At 67.5% G+C, this 18,371-nt stretch carries 16 protein-coding genes; 14 read left to right on the top strand and 2 right to left on the bottom strand.

Annotated features, from left to right (window positions below):
- Positions 1-58 precede the first annotated feature (58 nt).
- The 6 genes from CKW39_RS15085 to CKW39_RS15060 all read left to right on the top strand — a co-directional run bounded on the left by CKW39_RS15085 (position 59) and on the right by CKW39_RS15060 (position 5,040).
- Positions 59-1,435 carry an L-serine ammonia-lyase gene (locus CKW39_RS15085; RefSeq protein WP_095798946.1) on the top strand — a complete coding sequence of 459 codons (1,377 nt, stop codon included), beginning with the start codon at positions 59-61 and terminating at the stop codon, positions 1,433-1,435.
- A gap of 16 nt (positions 1,436-1,451) precedes the next feature.
- Positions 1,452-1,961 (top strand): metallophosphoesterase, encoded by a 510-nt coding sequence (locus CKW39_RS15080; protein ID WP_095798945.1) that lies wholly within the window; start codon positions 1,452-1,454, stop codon positions 1,959-1,961.
- Positions 1,962-2,055: 94 nt separating this feature from the next.
- On the top strand, positions 2,056-3,153 hold the full coding sequence (arsB, locus tag CKW39_RS15075; protein ID WP_095798944.1) for an ACR3 family arsenite efflux transporter: 1,098 nt from the start codon (positions 2,056-2,058) through the stop codon (positions 3,151-3,153).
- A gap of 29 nt (positions 3,154-3,182) precedes the next feature.
- Complete coding sequence (locus CKW39_RS15070; RefSeq protein WP_095798943.1) at positions 3,183-3,602, top strand: low molecular weight phosphatase family protein; 420 nt, start codon at positions 3,183-3,185, stop codon at positions 3,600-3,602.
- Between the two features lie 27 nt (positions 3,603-3,629).
- The gene (thpR, locus tag CKW39_RS15065) at positions 3,630-4,226 is read left to right on the top strand and encodes an RNA 2',3'-cyclic phosphodiesterase (protein ID WP_095798942.1); all 597 of its coding nucleotides are present in this window, start codon (positions 3,630-3,632) and stop codon (positions 4,224-4,226) included.
- A 49-nt stretch (positions 4,227-4,275) separates the two neighbouring features.
- Complete coding sequence (locus CKW39_RS15060) at positions 4,276-5,040, top strand: IclR family transcriptional regulator (RefSeq protein WP_095798941.1); 765 nt, start codon at positions 4,276-4,278, stop codon at positions 5,038-5,040.
- Between the two features lie 15 nt (positions 5,041-5,055).
- Here the strand turns inward: CKW39_RS15060 and CKW39_RS15055 are convergent, their stop codons facing one another.
- Positions 5,056-7,077, bottom strand: a complete 2,022-nt coding sequence (locus CKW39_RS15055) for an acetoacetate--CoA ligase (protein ID WP_095798940.1) — start codon at positions 7,075-7,077, stop codon at positions 5,056-5,058.
- 91 nt (positions 7,078-7,168) lie between these two features.
- A complete protein-coding gene (locus CKW39_RS15050; protein ID WP_095798939.1) occupies positions 7,169-8,497 on the bottom strand; it encodes an MFS transporter in 1,329 nt (442 codons plus the stop codon).
- A 244-nt stretch (positions 8,498-8,741) separates the two neighbouring features.
- Here CKW39_RS15050 and accB point away from each other — a divergent pair, with 244 nt between their 5' ends.
- The 8 genes from accB (at position 8,742) to CKW39_RS15010 (ending at position 18,354) form a co-directional block, all read left to right on the top strand.
- On the top strand, positions 8,742-9,254 hold the full coding sequence (gene accB / locus CKW39_RS15045; RefSeq protein WP_095798938.1) for an acetyl-CoA carboxylase biotin carboxyl carrier protein: 513 nt from the start codon (positions 8,742-8,744) through the stop codon (positions 9,252-9,254).
- The gene (locus tag CKW39_RS15040) at positions 9,251-10,669 is read left to right on the top strand and encodes an acetyl/propionyl/methylcrotonyl-CoA carboxylase subunit alpha (RefSeq protein WP_095798937.1); all 1,419 of its coding nucleotides are present in this window, start codon (positions 9,251-9,253) and stop codon (positions 10,667-10,669) included. Before accB ends, CKW39_RS15040 begins: the two co-directional genes overlap by 4 nt.
- Positions 10,666-12,141 (top strand): pyruvate/oxaloacetate carboxyltransferase, encoded by a 1,476-nt coding sequence (locus CKW39_RS15035; RefSeq protein ID WP_095798936.1) that lies wholly within the window; start codon positions 10,666-10,668, stop codon positions 12,139-12,141. The genes CKW39_RS15040 and CKW39_RS15035 overlap by 4 nt, the downstream gene beginning before the upstream one ends.
- Entirely contained in the window at positions 12,138-13,034 is an 897-nt protein-coding gene (locus CKW39_RS15030) for an HAD-IIA family hydrolase (RefSeq protein WP_095798935.1), read from the top strand. The genes CKW39_RS15035 and CKW39_RS15030 overlap by 4 nt, the downstream gene beginning before the upstream one ends.
- Entirely contained in the window at positions 13,031-14,944 is a 1,914-nt protein-coding gene (locus CKW39_RS15025; protein WP_095798934.1) for a PEP-utilizing enzyme, read from the top strand. Before CKW39_RS15030 ends, CKW39_RS15025 begins: the two co-directional genes overlap by 4 nt.
- 3 nt (positions 14,945-14,947) lie before the next feature.
- Entirely contained in the window at positions 14,948-16,108 is a 1,161-nt protein-coding gene (locus CKW39_RS15020; protein ID WP_095798933.1) for a PEP/pyruvate-binding domain-containing protein, read from the top strand.
- A 50-nt stretch (positions 16,109-16,158) separates the two neighbouring features.
- Positions 16,159-17,622 (top strand): YdiU family protein, encoded by a 1,464-nt coding sequence (locus CKW39_RS15015; protein WP_095798932.1) that lies wholly within the window; start codon positions 16,159-16,161, stop codon positions 17,620-17,622.
- Between the two features lie 117 nt (positions 17,623-17,739).
- Positions 17,740-18,354 (top strand): cyclodeaminase/cyclohydrolase family protein, encoded by a 615-nt coding sequence (locus tag CKW39_RS15010; protein ID WP_095798931.1) that lies wholly within the window; start codon positions 17,740-17,742, stop codon positions 18,352-18,354.
- The last annotated feature ends 17 nt before the right edge of the window (positions 18,355-18,371 follow it).

Here is an 18,371-nt window from a genome sequence, read left to right as displayed (position 1 = left end):
CCATACCCCGGCGGATCGAAGCAGGTCAGGGAAAATCCGTGAATCTGGAGGAAGTGTCGTGGCACTGAGCGCATTGGATCTGTTCTCGGTCGGAATCGGCCCGTCCTCATCGCACACCGTGGGCCCCATGCGGGCCGCGCGGTTGTTCGTCGAGGGCCTCAAGGAGGACGGCCTGCTGGAATCCGTTGCGCGCGTGCACTCCCAGCTCTTCGGTTCCCTGGGTGCCACCGGTTGGGGTCACGGGTCGGACAAGGCAGTGATCCTGGGCCTGATGGGTGAGGATCCCGAGACCGTGGACACCGACTCTGCGGACGATCAGGTCCGTCAGGCCACCGACGATCAGAAGTTGATGCTGGGAGGCCGGCAGGAGATCGGTTTCGACCGCTCGCACGACGTGATCATGCACCGTCGCAAGTCTCTGCCCACTCACCCCAACGGGATGAGCTTCGAAGCCTACGACGCCGCTGGCGACCTGGTGCGCGAACGCGTCTGTTACTCGGTGGGTGGCGGTTTCGTGGTGGACGAATCAGCCTCCGGCTCGGACAAGATCGTCGCGGACACCACCCCGGTGAAGTACCCGTTCAACACCGGCGACGAGTTGCTGGCCGTGTGTGAGACCGAGGGGCTGTCCATTGCAGAGGTCATGATCGCCAACGAGGAGTCCTGGCGGCCCGCCGAGGACACCCGGGCTCAACTACTGCATATCTGGGACGTGATGCAGGAGTGTGTGGAGAACGGGTGCACGCGCGAAGAGAAAACGCTGCCCGGGGGACTGAAAGTGCGGCGTCGGGCGCCGGAACTGCGACGTCGTCTACGCGCCAAGGAAGCCGACAACGATCCCATGCGAGGCATGGACTGGGTCAACCTGTGGGCGCTCGCGGTCAATGAGGAGAACGCCTCCGGTGGCCGTATCGTCACGGCACCCACCAACGGTGCAGCGGGCATCATCCCGGCGGTGCTGCATTTCTACACGCGCTTCATGGAAGATGCCAACGATGACCAGGTGCTCAACTACCTGATGACCGCCGCCGCGATCGGCATCATCATCAAGGAGAACGCGTCCATCTCCGGCGCCGAGGTCGGCTGTCAGGGTGAGGTGGGATCGGCGTGCGCGATGGCCGCGGCCGGATTGTGCGCCGTGATCGGCGGGTCTCCCCGTCAGGTGGAGAACGCCGCCGAACTGGGGATCGAGCACAACCTGGGTCTCACGTGTGATCCCGTGGGTGGCCTCGTTCAGATTCCCTGCATCGAGCGCAATGCGATTGCCAGCGTCAAGGCCATTAACTCGGCCCGACTGTGCATGCATGGCGACGGCGAACACAAGGTCTCGTTCGATCAGGTCGTGAAGACCATGCGCGAAACCGGCGCGGACATGAAGGTCAAGTACAAGGAAACATCCCGCGGTGGCCTGGCGGTCAACGTGATTGAGTGCTGACCGGGACAATAGGACCGTGAGCACATCCATTCTTCTCATTGCCGATACGCACCTTCCCAAGCGCGCAAAAGCCCTGCCTGACCAGGTGTGGGAGCAGGTCGACTCCGCAGATGTGGTGATCCACGCTGGGGACTGGGTGGATCTGGACACCTATGAAGCTCTCAAGAGCAGGTCCAAGCGGTTGATCGCCGTGTGGGGCAATAACGACGGTCCCGAGCTGCGCGAGCTTATGCCCGAAACCATCCACTGGGAGATGGAGGGTCTGCGGTTCGCCATGACGCACGAATCCGGTGCGGCCACCGGACGCGAGAAGCGTATGGACAAGGCCTTCCCGGACACTGACGTGCTGATCTTCGGGCACAGCCACATTCCGTGGGATTCGGTGTCTCCCGCAGGCATGCGGTTGCTCAACCCGGGGTCGCCCACGGATCGGCGCCGCCAGCCGCACTGCACGTACATGCGGGTCACCGCCGACGACGGCGCGCTCGCCTCGGTCGAGCTCATCAAGTTGCCACCGCGAACCTAGCCTGTTCAAGGCGCGCGTTTCTGGATTGATGTTTGTCTATACGACCATTACGCTCACGTATAGACAAATATCAATCCGAAGGATTAGTTGCCCCATGACCGACACCGTTAAGGACCGTCCCGCCACACAGCACGGGGTGGTCAAGGACATGTCCTTCCTGGACCGCTGGCTTCCCGTGTGGATCATCGCGGCCATGGTGCTGGGCCTTCTGCTGGGTCGGCTGGTTCCCGGCCTGGACACCGCCCTGGAAGCGGTGAAGATCGGCGAGGTCTCGCTCCCCATCGCCATCGGGCTGCTGGTCATGATGTACCCGGTGCTGGCCAAGGTCCGCTACAACGAGACCCACCGGGTCACCGGCGACCGCAAGCTGCTGGGGCTCTCGCTGGTGCTCAACTGGCTCGTGGGCCCCGCGTTGATGTTCGCGCTGGCCTGGATCTTCCTACCGGATCTACCCGAATACCGCACTGGGTTGATCATCGTGGGCCTGGCCCGTTGCATCGCCATGGTACTGATCTGGAACGACCTGGCCTGCGGTGATCGTGAGGCCGCGGCGGTTCTGGTGGCCATCAACTCGGTGTTCCAGGTGATCGCGTTCGGCCTGCTGGGCTGGTTCTACCTGCAGCTCTTGCCGTCCTGGCTGGGTCTGCCCACCACGAGTGCCGAGTTCAGCATCGGCGCCATTGTGCTGTCCGTCCTGGTGTTCCTGGGCATCCCGCTGCTGGCCGGATTCCTCACGCGCACCTTGGGCGAACGCGCCAAAGGCCGTGACTGGTACGAAAACACATTCCTGCCCAAGATCGGCCCGTTCGCTCTCTACGGCCTGCTGTTCACCATTGTTCTGCTGTTCGCGCTCCAGGGCGATGCCATCACGTCCAACCCGTGGGACGTCGCTCGGATCGCGCTGCCGCTGCTGGTGTACTTCTTCGTGATGTTCGGGATCGGCCTGCTGGCCTCGCGCGGCATGGGCCTGAACTATGCCAAGTCCACCACCGTGGCGTTCACTGCCGCGGGCAACAACTTTGAACTCGCCATTGCGGTGGCCATCGGTACGTTCGGGGTGACCTCGGGCCAAGCGCTCGCAGGCGTGGTGGGTCCGCTCATCGAGGTGCCCGTTCTCGTGGCACTGGTCTACGTTTCACTCTGGGCCGGCCGCAAGCTGTTCCCCGGCGACCGCACCGTTCCCACTCGCTGACACATCAAGACATCGATTCAGGAGACCCCATGGCCGATCACAAACCGTCCGTCTTGTTCGTGTGCATCAAGAATGGCGGAAAGTCTCAGATGGCTGCCGCACTGATGGAGTTGAAGGCCCGCGGCGCCGTCGACGTCTATTCGGCCGGAACCAAACCCGGCAGCGCAATCAATGCGCAATCAGCCGAGGCTGTGGCCGAGGTGGGTGCGGACATGTCCGCCGGAACCCCCAAGGCCATTGACCCGGAGTTGCTACGACGCGTGGATCGTGTGGTGCTCGTCGGCGGGGAGGCTCAGGTCGAGCCGGTGGACGGCATGGCCGGGGCCATTGAAACGTGGCTCACGGACGAACCGTCCGAGCGCGGTATCGAAGGCATGGAGCGCATGCGCCTGGTGCGCGACGACATTGCGGCTCGCGTGGACAACCTTCTCGCCGAGCTCACCCAGTAGCCGACGCCCACCATTTAGGGTGGGTTCATGAGGCTGTTCGCCGCTGTTTATCCCACGCGCGCTGCACGCGAGCACTTGGTCAGTGCGTTGCGTGAAGTTCGTGAGCTCACGGGCACCGCCCTGCGCTGGGGCGATCCCGAGCAATGGCACGTCACGCTCGGTTTCTACGGCGACCAGCCCGAGGGCGCGGTGCCCGACCTTGCGGAGCATCTGAGCGGCGTCGCCCGCGAGACCGCGCCGTTCACCTCGTGCTTGCGGGGGGCCGGGTCGTTCTCCGGAACCACCCTGTGGATGGGGTTGGGCGGTCAATCCGAGAATATGGTCGAGCTCATGCGCGCCTGCTCGATCAACGAGGACGAGCGCGCCCGGCAACGAGCCCACCTCACGGTCGCGCGCATGTCCCGCGCGGAGCGGACCCGCAAGGCCCGCGAACAACGACGCCGCTCGCGCACCATTGCGCGCCCCTCACCCGAGCTGTCGGACGTGGTGCACGCGCTGTCCGTGTACAAGGGTCCCGAATGGACCGTCGGCGAGATCCGGTTGATGGCCTCGGTGTTGGGTGAGGGCCGGGGCGGGGGTGCGCTGCATCAGGAGGTAGAACGCTTTCCCTTGCGGGGGCGGTGAGCCAGCATGAGGGGCCTACTGTGGCCTGGACGGGCAATATCCTTGGAACATGACTCCCGATGTGTCCCCCATCGAATCGGTGGACCGTGCCCTGGTGCTGCTGAACTGGCTGCGCAGTCAAGGCTCGGTGTCCGTCGCGGAGGCCTCAGAGCACCTCGGTGTCGCCCCGTCCACGGCTCACCGGCTGCTCAACGCCCTGGCCTTCCGGGGGTTCGCCCGGCAGAACCACCTGCGCCGGTATCTGGTGGGTCCCGCGTTCACAACCATGCCCCTTCGCTCCCCCGTCCTGGCCGGGTTGCGCGACGCCGCGCTGCCCGCACTGGAGCACGCCCAGGCCCAGACCGGGGAGACAGTGCAGCTGATGGTGTTGCGTGGTGGGGACATCCTGTTCCTGGACGGCATTGAGTCCCCGCACGGGCTGCGGGTGGCCATGCGGCGCGGGGACACGATGCCGGCCTTCACCTCGGCAGGCGGCAAGGCGCTGCTGTCCCGGCTGCCCAACCGGGAGCTGGAAGACATTTACCGGGCCGGCGTGCCGGACTGGCCCACGGCCAAGATCCATTCCCTGGCCACGCTGAAAAAGCGGATGACGCGCATCCGGCACAACGGATACGCGACCAACCTGGAGGAGACGGAGCAGGGGGTGATCGGCATCGGCATAGCGGTCGTGGACTTCGTGGGGCGGCCCCTGGCCGGGCTCACGACCGCGACGCCCAGTATCCGCTTCACCCGCGCGGACATCCCACGACACGTGGAGGTCCTGCGGCACGCGGCGGAGATCCTGGAACGGCGCACCGTCGAACAGCAGCACTGACCCGGCCCGTGGGCATCAGGGCCTGCCCATGACCTCCTGGACCCGGGCGACGGTGGCATCGATCTGTTCGGGACGGGCCACCACGCCCACATCCATCACCTGCCCCTGCACCGCGCCCTGGATGATGCGCTTGAGCGGGATCTCCAGACGTTTGCCCGTGGGGTTGCGTGGAATCGAGTCGACGAACACCACGTGGTCGGGGACGTGCCGGGGGGAGAGCTCGGTGCGCAGCGTGGTGCGGATCGCCGTCTCCAATGCTTCCTGGTCCGCACCGTCCTCGGCGTCGACCAGCAGCACGAGCTTGCCCATGCCGCCGGCGTCCTCGAAATGCAGCACCATGGTGTCGTTCACCTGTCGCAGCGCGTCCAGAACGGCGTAGAACTCAGCGGTGCCCAGGCGCACGCCCCCTCGGTTGAGGGTCGCATCGGAGCGGCCGGTGATCACCCAGGAACCGCGTTCGGTGTGCACGAGCCAGTCGCCGTGGCGCCACACTCCCGGGTAGGCGCCGAAATAGCTGTTCTCGTACCGCTCGTTGCCCTCGTCACCCCAGAAGAAGACCGGCATGGACGGCATCGGCTCGGTGCAGACCAGCTCCCCGGCCTGGCCCTGGAGTTCCCTGCCCTGCGGGTCCCAGGACGCCACGGCCACGCCCAGCGGACGGCAGGACATCTCCCCGGCCCACACCGGGGTCAGTGGGCTGCCACCGACAAAGGCGGCACAGATGTCTGTGCCCCCGGAGGTGGGGGCCAGCAGCAGGGCGGGGTTGACGGCGTCCAGCACCCAGCCGGCGACGTCGGCGGCCAACGGCGAGCCGGAGCACTGGATTTCTCGCAGCCGCGTCAGGTCCCACTTCTGGTTCGGCCGCATCCCGGAGTGGGCGCAGGCGGCCAGGTACGCCGAGCCGGTGCCCATGTAGGTGGCTTTCGTCCCGGCCATCACCGCCCACTGGGACCACTCACCGTTGGCGGCCGGCCAGTTCGGGTCCCCGTCCATCAGCACCACGGACGCGCCCAGCAGCAGCGAGGACATGCCCATCGTCCACACCATCCAGCCGGTGGTGGAGAACCAGAAGGCGTTGTCGGCCTCGCTCATGTCGAACTGCAGTCCGTGGGCCTTGAGGTGCTCCAGCAGGATCCCGCCGTGGGAGTGCACGATCGCTTTGGGTTTGCCCGTGGTGCCTGAGGAGAACAGCACGGTCAGCGGGTGGTCGAAGGGCACCGGCTCGATGTGGACCGCCGGCACCGCGGCGGCGTCGAACCCCGTCTCGGTCCCGGCCCGGCCGGTGAACTCGGCCCAGCTCTGCGCGCCCTCGGGTACGGGGGCCTCAGGGTCCAGGTAGGGCAGCAGGACGGTGTGGGTGCCGGGCAGGAACTTCCGGATGCGGGCCAAATCATCGGCGCGGGGGAGGTCCCGCTTGCCGTAGACGTAGCCGTCAATGGCGATCAGCACCTTCGGCTCCAGCTGGACGAGGCGGTCCAGCACGGACTGGGGGCCCATCTCCGGGGGCACGGCACACCAGATCGCGCCGATGCCCGTTGTCGCCAGATAGGCGGCCAGCGTCTGGGGGATGTTGGGCAGGTAACCGGCCACCCGGTCCCCCTTGGTGACCCCGCGGGCCACGAGACCGGTTTGGACGCGCGCGATCTCCTCCTGAAGCCGTGCCCCGGTCCACTCCACAGAGCCGTTGGTCTGGCTGCGGGAGGTGACCATGACGTCCTCGGCGCGGGCGCGCAGCGTCCGCAACACGTGCTCGGCGTAGTTCAGGGTGGCCCCGGGAAACCAGCGGGCACCGGGCATGGTGCGGTCCTCCAGGACCGCCGTGTACGGGGAGTGGGAAATCACCTCGAAGTGCCCCCACACCGCGCCCCAGAAGTCCTCGAGGTTCTCCACGGACCAGCGCCAGGCGTCCTCGTAGGTGGCGAAGCTCTGGTCGTACTTGGCCTCGATGTCCGCAAGAAAACGGCCCATGCGGTGCGTGGGCCAGTCGGCGCGGGCGGGGGCGGGGGTCAGGAGGGTCCCGGGCTCAGTGGTGGTCATGGTTCATCCTTCGTTCTCGGGGTCCGGGCCCGGCCCGGTGGGTTCGGTGGCGGGCACGGTCGGGGCGTCAAATGCGGGTGGTGGGGCGGGGTTAGGCCGAAACGGTCGGTGCCGTGGGCAGCGCGGCGCCTTGTCGGCGTAGTGACATGCTCAGGGCGGCCACACAGGCGGCGGAGGCCAACAGCGGAACGGCGAACAGGTAGAAGATGGTCGCGGGTTCCCAGCCGCCGTCGATGAGATAACCGACCAGGATGGGGGCAACGATGGAGACCAGGCGGCCGATGCCGATCATCCAGCCGATGCCGGTGGCCCGGGCGCGGGCGGTGTACACGCCCGGGGCCACGGCGTAGAACCCGGCGATACCCGCCGTCGTCAGGATGCCCAGTAGCACCGCGGTGCCCATGGCCACCGGTATCAGTGAGAACACGACGCCGAACAGCACGTAGGCGCCGGCCAGGGCGCCGAAGAGCAGGCGGTTGGACTTGAACCGGATGGCCAGGGCACTGAAGATGAAGCAGCCAATGATTCCGCCCAGATTGGCCAGGGTGCCGGTCCGGATGCCGAGCCCTTCGTCGCCGGAGGCACCGGCGATGATCTGCGGGGTCCACGTGTTGGCGAAGTAATAGGCGGCCATCAGGCAGGCATAACCGATCCACAGCAAGAAGGTGCGAAAGCGCACCGTGCCGTGGAAGATCTCGGCCATGCCGCTGCGGGACTCCACGGTCTTCGGCAGCTCGGGCAGGGCAGTGAGCGGGGGCCGGTCCATTCGGGCCAGGATGCGATTGGCCTTGCCCAGGGCGCCCTTGGGCTGCCGGGCGAACAAGAAGTCCAGGGACTCGGGCAGCAAGAGCAGAGCGATCACGAACATGAGGGCGCTCAGCACACCACCGGCCAGGAACAGCGCCTGCCAGCCGAACGCGGTGATCAGCGGCTCGGCCACCACCCCGCCGATGGTCGCGCCGATGGGGTAACCGGCGGCGTAAATGCCGATGATCGACCCACGGCGGGCATCGGAGGCATCTTCGGACACGAAGACGTTGAGGTTGGCCATCATCCCGCCCACGCCCAGGCCGGTGAGCAGGCGGAACACCAGCAGCATGATCTCATCGGTGGCCAGGGCGGAGAGTCCCATCCCCACCGCGATCACGAACATGGACCCCACGGCGAGCCATCGCCGGCCGATCAGGTCCGCGATCGGGGTGATGAAGATCGAACCGGCGGCCATGCCGAACAGGCTGGCGCTGAGAAGGTAACCGAGCATCACCGGCTCCGTGCCCCACTGCGCACTCAGTGACGGTGCGGCGTAGGCCATTGAGGCCACGACGAAGCCGTCCAGAAGGATCATCACCAGCGCGACCGTGACGGCCACGACCTGGAATCGGGTCATCCGAGATCGGCGGATGTCCTGCAATACGTCCATGGGTAAGGCTCCAAAGGTTGGGAAACGTTCACCGCGACGCTACTGACGGGGGCCGCCCGTGATCCAGGTCACGAGGAAAGGTTCCTCCCTGCGGAATACCGACGGCTCCGGTTGCCCGCCCTGGATTCCGCACCACGGAATCTCCACCCAGACCATGGCGCCGTGTCGGCCGCCCCGCATAGCGTCGCCGCAACGTGATGCCAATCACATCCAACAACGCGCACCCTGGAAGGACGGTCCCCGGATGAACTTCGACCTCGAAGAACTCGCGGCCATCATTGAACAACTGGACCAGACCGAGTTCACCGACTTCCGTTTCGAGCACGGAGACCTGCGCCTGCACGTCAGCCGGGGCGGATCCGGCGCAGGCATCGAACCGTTCGCCGCACCGGCGGCTCCTCCCGCCCCGGCTCCGGCACCCGAACCTGCGTCCGCTCCGGCCACCCCGGCCGCCGCACCGGATGCGGCGTCGGCGCCGGGAACCGGGCTGGACCCGCAGAATCTCCCGGAGGGCTATGCGGCGGTGACCGCCCCCATGCTGGGTAGCTTCTACAGTGCGCCCAAGCCCGGATCGGCACCCTTCGTCCGGGTGGGTGACGCCGTGGCTGCGGATACCACCTTGTGCATCATCGAGGTGATGAAGCTGATGAATTCCGTGCCCGCCGGTGTCAGCGGCGAGGTTGCCGCGGTCTTCCTCCAGGACGGTGAGCTGGCGGAGTTCGGCCAGCCCCTGTTCGCCGTGAAGGTGTCCGCATGAACGCCGTGAACACCTCCAGCGCGGAGGGGGTCCGGCCGGACCAGCGCATCTTCATCGCCAACCGTGGTGAGATCGCCGTCCGCATCATCGAGGCCTGTGACCGGCTGGGCTTCGAGACCGTGCTGGGTGTTTCGGCCGCCGACCGGGACACCCTCGGGGCCCGCCGCGCCGGCCGCACCGTGGTCCTGGGTGGGCCCCGTCCGGGGGACAGCTACCTGAACATGGACGCCGTCCTGCAGGCAGCCGTCTCCACCGGCTGCACGGCCGTTCACCCCGGCTACGGGTTCCTGTCCGAGAACCCCGAGTTCGCCCGGAAGTGCGCCGGGGAGGGCATCGTCTTCATCGGCCCCTCCCCGCAGGCCCTGGAATCCCTGGGCGACAAGCTCACGGCCCGCGCGCTGGCCGAATCCGTGGGCGTCCCGGTCTCGGCGGGCGGCACCGCCGAATCCGCCGAGGAGGTCCGTGAGCTGGCCGAGCGGATCGGCTATCCCGTCCTGGTCAAGGCGGCCTACGGTGGTGGAGGGCGCGGCATGAAGCTCGTCGAATCCGCCGAGGACCTTGAGGACGCCTGGCATTTGGCCTCGTCCGAGGCGGCGTCTTCCTTCGGCAACGGCCTGGTGTTCCTGGAGCGTTTCGTCACGGACGCCAAGCACGTGGAGGTGCAGATCCTGGGCGACCGGCACGGGAACCGGGTGCACCTCGGTGAGCGTGAATGCTCCGTGCAGTTCCGCTACCAGAAGGTCGTCGAAGAGGCACCCTGCGCGGCGCTGCCCCAACCGACGCGGGAACTGCTGCACGCAAGCGCCCTGAAAATCGCCGCAGCACTGGACTACGTGGGCCTTGGCACCGTGGAGTTCCTGTACGACGTGACCCGTGACGAGCTGTCCTTCCTGGAGGTCAACCCTCGCCTGCAGGTGGAGCATCCGGTCACCGAGGCCGTCACGGGCGTGGACCTGGTCCGCGAACAGATCCTCGCCGCCCTGGGTGAGCCTCTTGAAATCACACAGGAGCACGTGTCTCTGACCGGTCACGCGGTCGAATGTCGCATCACGGCGCAGGACCCCGAGCGCGGCCTGGCGCCCTCCCCGGGCCGGGTTACCCGATGGAGCTCACCGCCGGTCGGCGGGGCGCGGATGGATTCGCACATCTACGAGGGTTATCTCTTCCCGCCCTACTACGACGCCCTGATGGGCAAGCAGATCGTGTGGGCTCCGGATCGGGCAGCGGCGGTGGAGCGCATGAAGCACGTGCTGGAACGCCTCGTCATCGAGGGCGTCACCACGTCCCTGCCGCTGTTGCGGCGCATCCTGGACCACCCGCAGTTCCGGGACAACACCGTCACCACGCACTGGCTCAACCACGAGCTCGCCCGACTCACCCACGCCCACCAGAACCAGCAGGAGGTGTCCGCATGAGCGAGATCAGCCTCGTCGACGTGTCCTTGAGAGACGGCAACCAGAGCATCTGGGGTGCAACCGGTGTGACCACCCGAATGGTCGAGGGCGTCGTCCCGGACCTGGACCGGGTCGGCTACACCACCATCGAGTTGGCCACCAGCACCATCCTCGCCACCGCTGTGCGCTATCACCGCGAGGACCCCTTCGAGCGGTTGCGTGCCGCCCGGGACCGCGCCCCGCACACGACCCTCGGCTTCCTGACCACGGGCAAGCGGTTCATCACCTTCCACCGCACGCCCGACGCCGTCCTGGAGCTGGCGTACTCGGTGCTGGCGCGCAATGGGATCACCAAGATGTGGGTGATCGACCCGATGCACGACATGGAGTCCGCCGCGAAGATCGCCGCCATGGCCAAGCGCGTGGGCTTCGAAGAAGTCATTGGCGGGATTTGTTACACCACCAGCCCGGTGCACACGGACGAGTACTTCATGGCCAAGGCCCGCGAGCTGGACGCCTCCGACGACATCGACGGTTTCTACCTCAAGGACCCCTCCGGGCTGCTCACCATCGACCGGGTGCGCCAGCTCGTGCCCGGGCTGCAACAGGCCATGCAGCGCCACCCGCTGCGGGAGATCCACTCCCACGCCACCACGGGCCTGTCCCCCCTCACGGTGCTGGAAGCAGCGGACCTCGGCGTGCCCACCATCCACTGCGCACTTCCGCCCCTGGCCAACGGGGCCTCCCACCCCGAAGCCCAGCGCCTGGTGGCGAACCTGCGGGCCCGTGGCCACGAGGTGAACGTGGACCTGGAGGCCATGGCCACCGCCAGCGCCTACCTGCAGCGCCAGGCAAAGATCAAGAACCTGCCGGTCGGTCGCCCCAACGAGTACGACGAGGCCTTCTACCGGCACAACATCCCCGGCGGGGTGCAGTCCACCACCCGGCGCCAGCTGGCCGAGATCCACCAGGAGCACCTCTACGACGCGGTCATCGAGGAGTCCGTCCAGGTGCGCCAGGATTTGGGTTGGCCGATCGTCATGACGCCCTTCGCCCAGTACATCGTCACCCAGGCCACCCTGAACGTCATGGCCGGGGAACGCTACAAGCAGGTAGCCGACGAGGTCATCGATCTCATCCGCGGGGACTTCGGCCCGTTGCCGGGAGAGGTGGAGCCGTCGTTGAAGGACCGGGCGCTGGCCACGGAGCGCGGGCGGCAGAGGGTCGACGACGGCCAGTCCGTCACGCTCAAGGATCTGCGGCACCGCTTCGGGGAGACCCTGGGGGATGAGGAGCTCCTGTTGCGGGCGGTCATGCCCTCCGAACAGGTGGACTCGATGTATGCCGCGCAGCGCACCGCCCCGGTCCGGACTCTCAAGACCCTGCTGAGCAGCGTGGGTGGGCCGTCCCCGACAACGTCGATCTCGCTCAGCGACGGTTCCACCACTTTCTCCCTCCAGCGCAACGCCCCTCGAACGGAGACCACGGCATGAGCCCAACGACCTTCGCTCCGAACCCCGGTGCCGTGGTCGCCTCCCGCGGCTGGATGCTGGACGTGGACGGCTGTCTCGTGAGTACCACCCGCGCCGGGGGCGCCGGGGGCGTGCCGATGCCCGGGGCCATCGAGTTGCTGGATGCGCTCTACGAAGCCGGGCATTCCGTGGTCATCTGCACCAACGCCTCGGAAAAGACCCCGGCGGACTACGCGAATCATCTGCGTGAGATGGGCCTGAACGCCCGCGATGAGGACTTCACGACGGCCGGCAGCGCCGCCGCGGAGTACATTGCCCACCACCACCCGGGCGCCCGTGTCCTGGCGCTTGGCGCCGAGGGGATCTCCGTTCCGCTGGCCGGGTACGGTCTGGAACTTGCCGAGCCCGGCGGGCCGCCGGCCGACGTCGTGCTGGTGGGTGCCGCCCGCGGGTACTCGACCGACCTGATCAACGCCGCCTGTCTGGCCGTGGACGCCGGGGCGCCCCTGTACTCGACCCAGGCCAGCCCCTGGTTCCACGGCGGGCAGGGAAAGTCCGTGGCCGTCTCCGCGGTCATGGCCTCGGCCATCGCCTGGGCCACCGGAGTCCAGCCGCGCGTGCTCGGCAAGCCCTCCCCGTACCTCGGTGAAACCCTGCAGCGTCAGCTGGGCGTGCCGGCGGAGGCCATCACCATCGTGGGCGACGCCCTCGCCGAGATCGAGCTGGCCCGGGTCATGGGCGCCAACGCGGCGCTGGTGCTCTCCGGTGCCACCGACACCGCCCGCCTGGGCACCTTGAAAGGAGCCGAGCGCCCGGATGTCGCCCTGGCCGACGTCGCCGAGCTACTCGCCCGTCTCACCCCTACTTTCGCCACCCCGAGCAGTCCCGCATCTTCCAAAGGAGTCCGATCATGAGCAGTGCCGAGAACACCCCGCAGCGCTTCCCGTTCCTTTCCGAGGCCGAGGTCCCCGTGGGCGGGGAGGGCTGGGAATCGATGTATCCCTACTACCTGGTCCCCTCCGAAGACACCAAGGAGCACGAGGAGAAGTTGCTCTGGTTCGCGGACACCATGCATTGGTCCCGGGGCGCTCACCCCTTCGACAGCATTGGGGCCGAGGCCGTCTATTACGGGGTGGGCACGTTCTCCACCCGCATCTTCGCCCTGCCGGTGTCCCTGGGCATGGATGTCCGCGTGGTCAATGGCTACGTCTACATCGCCCCGCAGGGCATCACCGATCCGGTCCGGGTCCAAGAACGTGCCGAGGTCTTCCAGAAGCGTGCCGGCTATTACTACGCCAACTGGGACGAGCTCTACGGAAAGTGGAAGACGAAGATGGAGCGGGCCATCGCCACGATGGATTCCATCTCCTTCCCCGTTCTGGGTGCCTACGACCCGGATTCGGTGGTGGAGGAGGCCACCGGCCGTTCCGTCTCCATGGACGTGCTGGAGAACTACCACCGACTCATCGACGAGTTCTTCGCGGTCTGGCAGTACCACTTCGAGTTCCTCAACCTGGGTTACGGCGGGTACATCACCTTCTTCCAGTTCTGCAAGCAGGCCTTCCCGTTGATCACGGACCAGTCGATCTCCCGCATGGTGGCCGGCGTGGACGTGCTGGCCTTCCGCCCGGACGACGAGCTGCGTAAGCTCGCCCAGTTGGCCGTGGAGCTGGAGTTGGTCCAGACCCTCCGTGATGGCGGTGCCGGCACGGAGTGGGCGCTCAAGGCTGCGGCACTGCGGAGCGAGTTGGAGTCCACGGAGAACGGGCGCACCTGGCTGGCCGCCTTCGACGCCGCCCGCGACCCATGGTTCAACTACTTCACCGAGTACGGCTTCACCCATGACCAGGACACCTGGAACACCGACCTGTCCATTCCGCTGGGGTCCATCTCTCAGTACGCGGACAAGATCGCCGCCGGCGAGGACATCTCCCGGCCGATCGAACGCCTCCGCGAGGAGCGTGACGAGATCGTCGGGGAGTACCGGGCGCTGCTGACGGCCGAGGAGGCCCAGCAGTTCGACCAGCTCCTCGGCCTGGCCCGGACGGTGTTCCCCTACATCGAGGAACACAACATCTACGTGGAGCACTGGTCCCACAACGTGTTCTGGAAGAAGACCCGCGAGCTGGCCAACCTGCTGGTCGAGGCCGGCCTGCTCGAGCAGGCCGATGACTTCTACTACCTCAACCGTTTCGAGGTGGACATGGCCCTGACCGACGTGGTGCAGTCCTGGGCCATCGGCGTGGACATCCGCGGCAAGCAGCGCTGGCGGGCCGAGATCGAGCGGCGCAAGCCGATCATGGGGGCCCTGCAGTCCGTCAGTGCCCCGCCCGCGTACGGAATCCCGCCGGAGCAGATCACCGACCCGTTCGCTGTGATGAACTACGGCGTCACCACCGAGCGCATCAAGGACTGGTTGGGCGCCGACCAGGACGAGAACGGGCTGGCCGGGATTCCCGGGTCCCTCGGCGTGGTCGAGGGCACGGTCCGGGTGCTGCGCTCGGAGAAGGACCTGCCGCTGCTGCAGCCGGGCGAGATCCTGGTGGCCCCCATCACCGCTCCGTCCTGGGCCGCGGCCTTCTCCGTGGCCAGCGGTGTCATCACGGACATCGGCGGCATGATGTGCCACGCCGCGATCGTCTGCCGCGAATACGGCATTCCCGCCGTGGTCGGCACCGGGTACGCCACGGCCCGGCTCAAGACCGGCCAGCGGGTCCGGATCGACGGCAAGACCGGCAACGTCGTCTTCCTGGACGGCGGGGCGGACACCGAAACCGAGCGCGCCGACCTCGTCGACGCCGTCGACGTCGCCCCCCAGGGCTGATCCATGAGCACCGCAATCCTCGCGGCCCGGGGCGCCACCGGACTGCACGAATCTAAGGACCGCACCATGTACACGTTGAATTTCACCCACCCCGACTGCACCGACGTCCGCCAGGTGGGCGGTAAGGCCGCCAGCCTGGCCGAGATGACCGCCGAGGGCCTTCCCGTGGCTCCGGGTTTCGCCGTGACCGCCGCGGCCTACCGGCGTTATCGCCGGGAGTCCGGACTGGAAAACTTCACCAATTCGATCCTGGACACGCTGACGCCCGAGTCCGGTCAGGCCGCCTTCGACGAGGTCGAGCAAACCATCACCGAGCGCATCACAACGGTCGGGATGCCGGCGGAGATCGCCGAGCCCATCCGGCAGGCCTACCGGCAGCTCTGCGCGGACACGGGGATGGAGGACATTGCCGTGGCCGTGCGCTCCAGTGCCACCGCCGAGGACTCCGTGGACGCCAGTTTTGCCGGGGAATTCGAGACCTGGGTGGACATCGTGGGCGAGGACGCCGTGGTGGAGTACGTGCAGAAGTGTTACGCCAGCATTTATTCCGGCCGGGTGCTGTCCTACCTGGCCGAGAAGGGCATCGACCCGCACGACATCGAGATGGCCGTGGTGGTCCAGAAGACCGTTCGGGCCCGCGCCGCGGGCGTCATGTTCACCCTGAGCCCCACCACCGGCGACCGTTCGCGGATCGTCCTGGAGGCCAGTTGGGGCCTGGGCCTGTCGGTGGTGGGCGGGGAGGTCACCCCGGACCGCTACATGTTGGAGAAGATCACCTTGGACTTCGTGGTGCGCGAGACCGGGCACAAGCACATCGAGTACCGCCGCGGCGACGCTCCCCAGGACGTGCCCGAGGACCGCCGGGACGTGTTGTGCCTGAGCGACGAGGAAGTCGTCGCGCTGGCCCGGTACGGCAAGAACCTGGAAAAGGTCCACGGCGGGGCACCCCAGGACATCGAGTTCGCCATCGATGAGGAGTTGCCGGAAGGCAAAAACCTGATCCTGCTGCAGCGCCGCCCGGAGACCGTGTGGTCCCACGCAGAACGCAAGCCGAAGTTCGATGCTGCCGCGGGCATGATGAGCTGGATCACAGGATCGATCTCGGGGGGTGCCTCAGCAGTCGAGGGGGCCAGCGAGGCTCACGGTCATTCTCACCGGCACTGACGGGTGTGACCGTCCGTTTCCCGGCTCACGAGCGCGCGTAAGCTGGAAGCGTGAGCATTTCACCCGACCCCACCGTTGTCCTCGATGACCGGTTCGCCCGGGAACTCAACGAGATGGCCGTCCCCTGGCGTGGCCAGGAGGTGCCCGATGCGCGCCTGCTCGTGCTCAACGAACCCCTGGCTGCTGACCTGGGCCTGGACCCGGCGTGGCTGCGTACGTCCGACGGGTTGCGTCTCCTGGTCGGGAACCTCGTCCCGCAGGGTGCCGCCCCGGTGGCGCAGGCGTACTCCGGGCACCAGTTCGGCGGGTTCTCCCCGCGCCTCGGTGACGGTCGCGCGTTGCTGCTGGGTGAGATCACCGATACCGCCGGTCGGCTCCGGGACCTCCACCTCAAGGGTTCCGGTCCCACGCCGTTCTCGCGCGGCGGTGACGGGCTGGCCGCCGTGGGGCCCATGCTGCGCGAATACATTGTCAGTGAGGCCATGCACGCGCTGGGGATCCCCACGACCCGTTCCCTGGCCGTCGTCGGCACCGGACGACAGGTGCGCCGGGACACCTTGCTGCCCGGGGCCGTGCTGGCGCGGGTCGCGAGCAGCCACTTGCGGGTGGGTAGCTTCCAGTACGCCCGGGCCACGGGCAATGTCGATCTGCTGCGCCGGCTCGCTGACCACGCGATCGACCGGCACTACCCCCACGCCGCCGGCGCGGAGCACCCCTACCTCGCATTGTTCGAGGCGGTGGTCGCCGCGCAGGCGGAGCTGGTCGCGCAGTGGATGCTCCTGGGTTTCGTCCACGGGGTGATGAACACCGACAACATGACCATCTCGGGGGAGTCCATTGACTACGGGCCGTGCGCCTTCATGGACGCCTTCGACCCGCGGGCGGTGTACAGCTCCATCGATGAGGCCGGCCGCTACGCCTACGGCAATCAGCCGTTCGTCGCGGAGTGGAACCTCGCGCGTTTCGGCGAGACCCTCCTGCCGCTCCTGGGCGATGACCAGGACGACGCCGTGTCCCGGCTGAGCGAGGCGCTCGGGGCGTTCCGGGCGCAGTACAGCGACGCGTGGTCGGCGGGTATGCGGGACAAGCTCGGCCTGCCAGAGCATCTCGATCGGGAGGTCACCGCTCCGCTGATCGACGAAGTGGTCACCCTGTTGCGGGAGCACCGCGTGGACTACACCTCGTTCTTCCGGGGCCTCGGAGCGGTGGCCCGCGGTGACGCCGGATCCGCCCGGGACATGTTCATGGATCCGGCGGCCTTCGACGCCTGGGCCGAGCGCTGGCGCGCCTTGGGTCCGGATGCGGAGCGCATGGACCGGGTCAACCCCGTCTACATCCCTCGCAACCACCTGGTCGAGGAGGCCCTCGCTGCCGCCGAGAAGGGCGACACGGGCCCGCTCGATCAGCTCCTGGACGCCGTGACCCACCCCTATGACGATCGTCCCGAGCTGCAACGCTACGCGGACCCCGCACCCGAGGACTTCGGCCCCTACCGCACCTTCTGCGGGACGTGAGCGCCGGGGCGGTAACCCCCGGGTGGCGGTCCGTAGCGTCTAGACTCATGTCGTCATCCGCGGCCACCCTCGGGTCCCGCCGTGCCCGTACCCGACCCGTATCCCGGAGGAGCGACCGTGATCGACTCGCAGAACGTCAGGGCCTACGTCGAGCGCATGGCCTCGGACGAGCCCGCCCCGGGCGGCGGTGCCGCCGCGGCCTTGCAACTCGCGTTGGGTGCGGCTCTGGTCGGCATGTCCGCCCGCTACACCACCGCCCCGGAGTACGCCGACGATGCCCGGCACGCGGCCGCGCGCGCTGAGGAGCTCATCCCAGCCGCCCTGCGCCTGGCCGATGCGGACGCCGAAGCTTTCGGGGCTCTCTCCGCGGCGTACGCACTGCCCAAGGACTCGGACCAGGAACAGTCCGAGCGGTCCCGTGCGATCCAGGAGGCCACGGTGGGTGCCGCGCGGCCACCACGGGATCTCGTGGACGTGGGCACCGAGGTGCTCGAACTGACCCGTGAGCTGGAGACGTGGGTCAACCCCAATGTTCTCAGCGACGTGGCCGCAGCCGCTGAGGCTATTCGGGCCGCCGTTGCCACGGCCGTGGCAACGATCGAGACCAACCTGGCCTCGCTCAAAGACCCCGCCACGCGGGAGGAGCTGAGCGCCGACGTCGAACGCGCGGAGGAACTGGCCGCCGGCGCCGCGCAGCTCGCGCGTCGGATCAGGGAGCGGATCCGCGGTTGATCGTCACCGGACCGGGT

Origin of the sequence: Kocuria sp. WRN011, assembly GCF_002295155.1 — a bacterium.
GTDB lineage: Bacteria > Actinomycetota > Actinomycetes > Actinomycetales > Micrococcaceae > Kocuria > Kocuria carniphila.
Note: the sequence above shows the minus strand (reverse complement) of the source record. Positions and strands in the feature narration are given on the sequence as shown.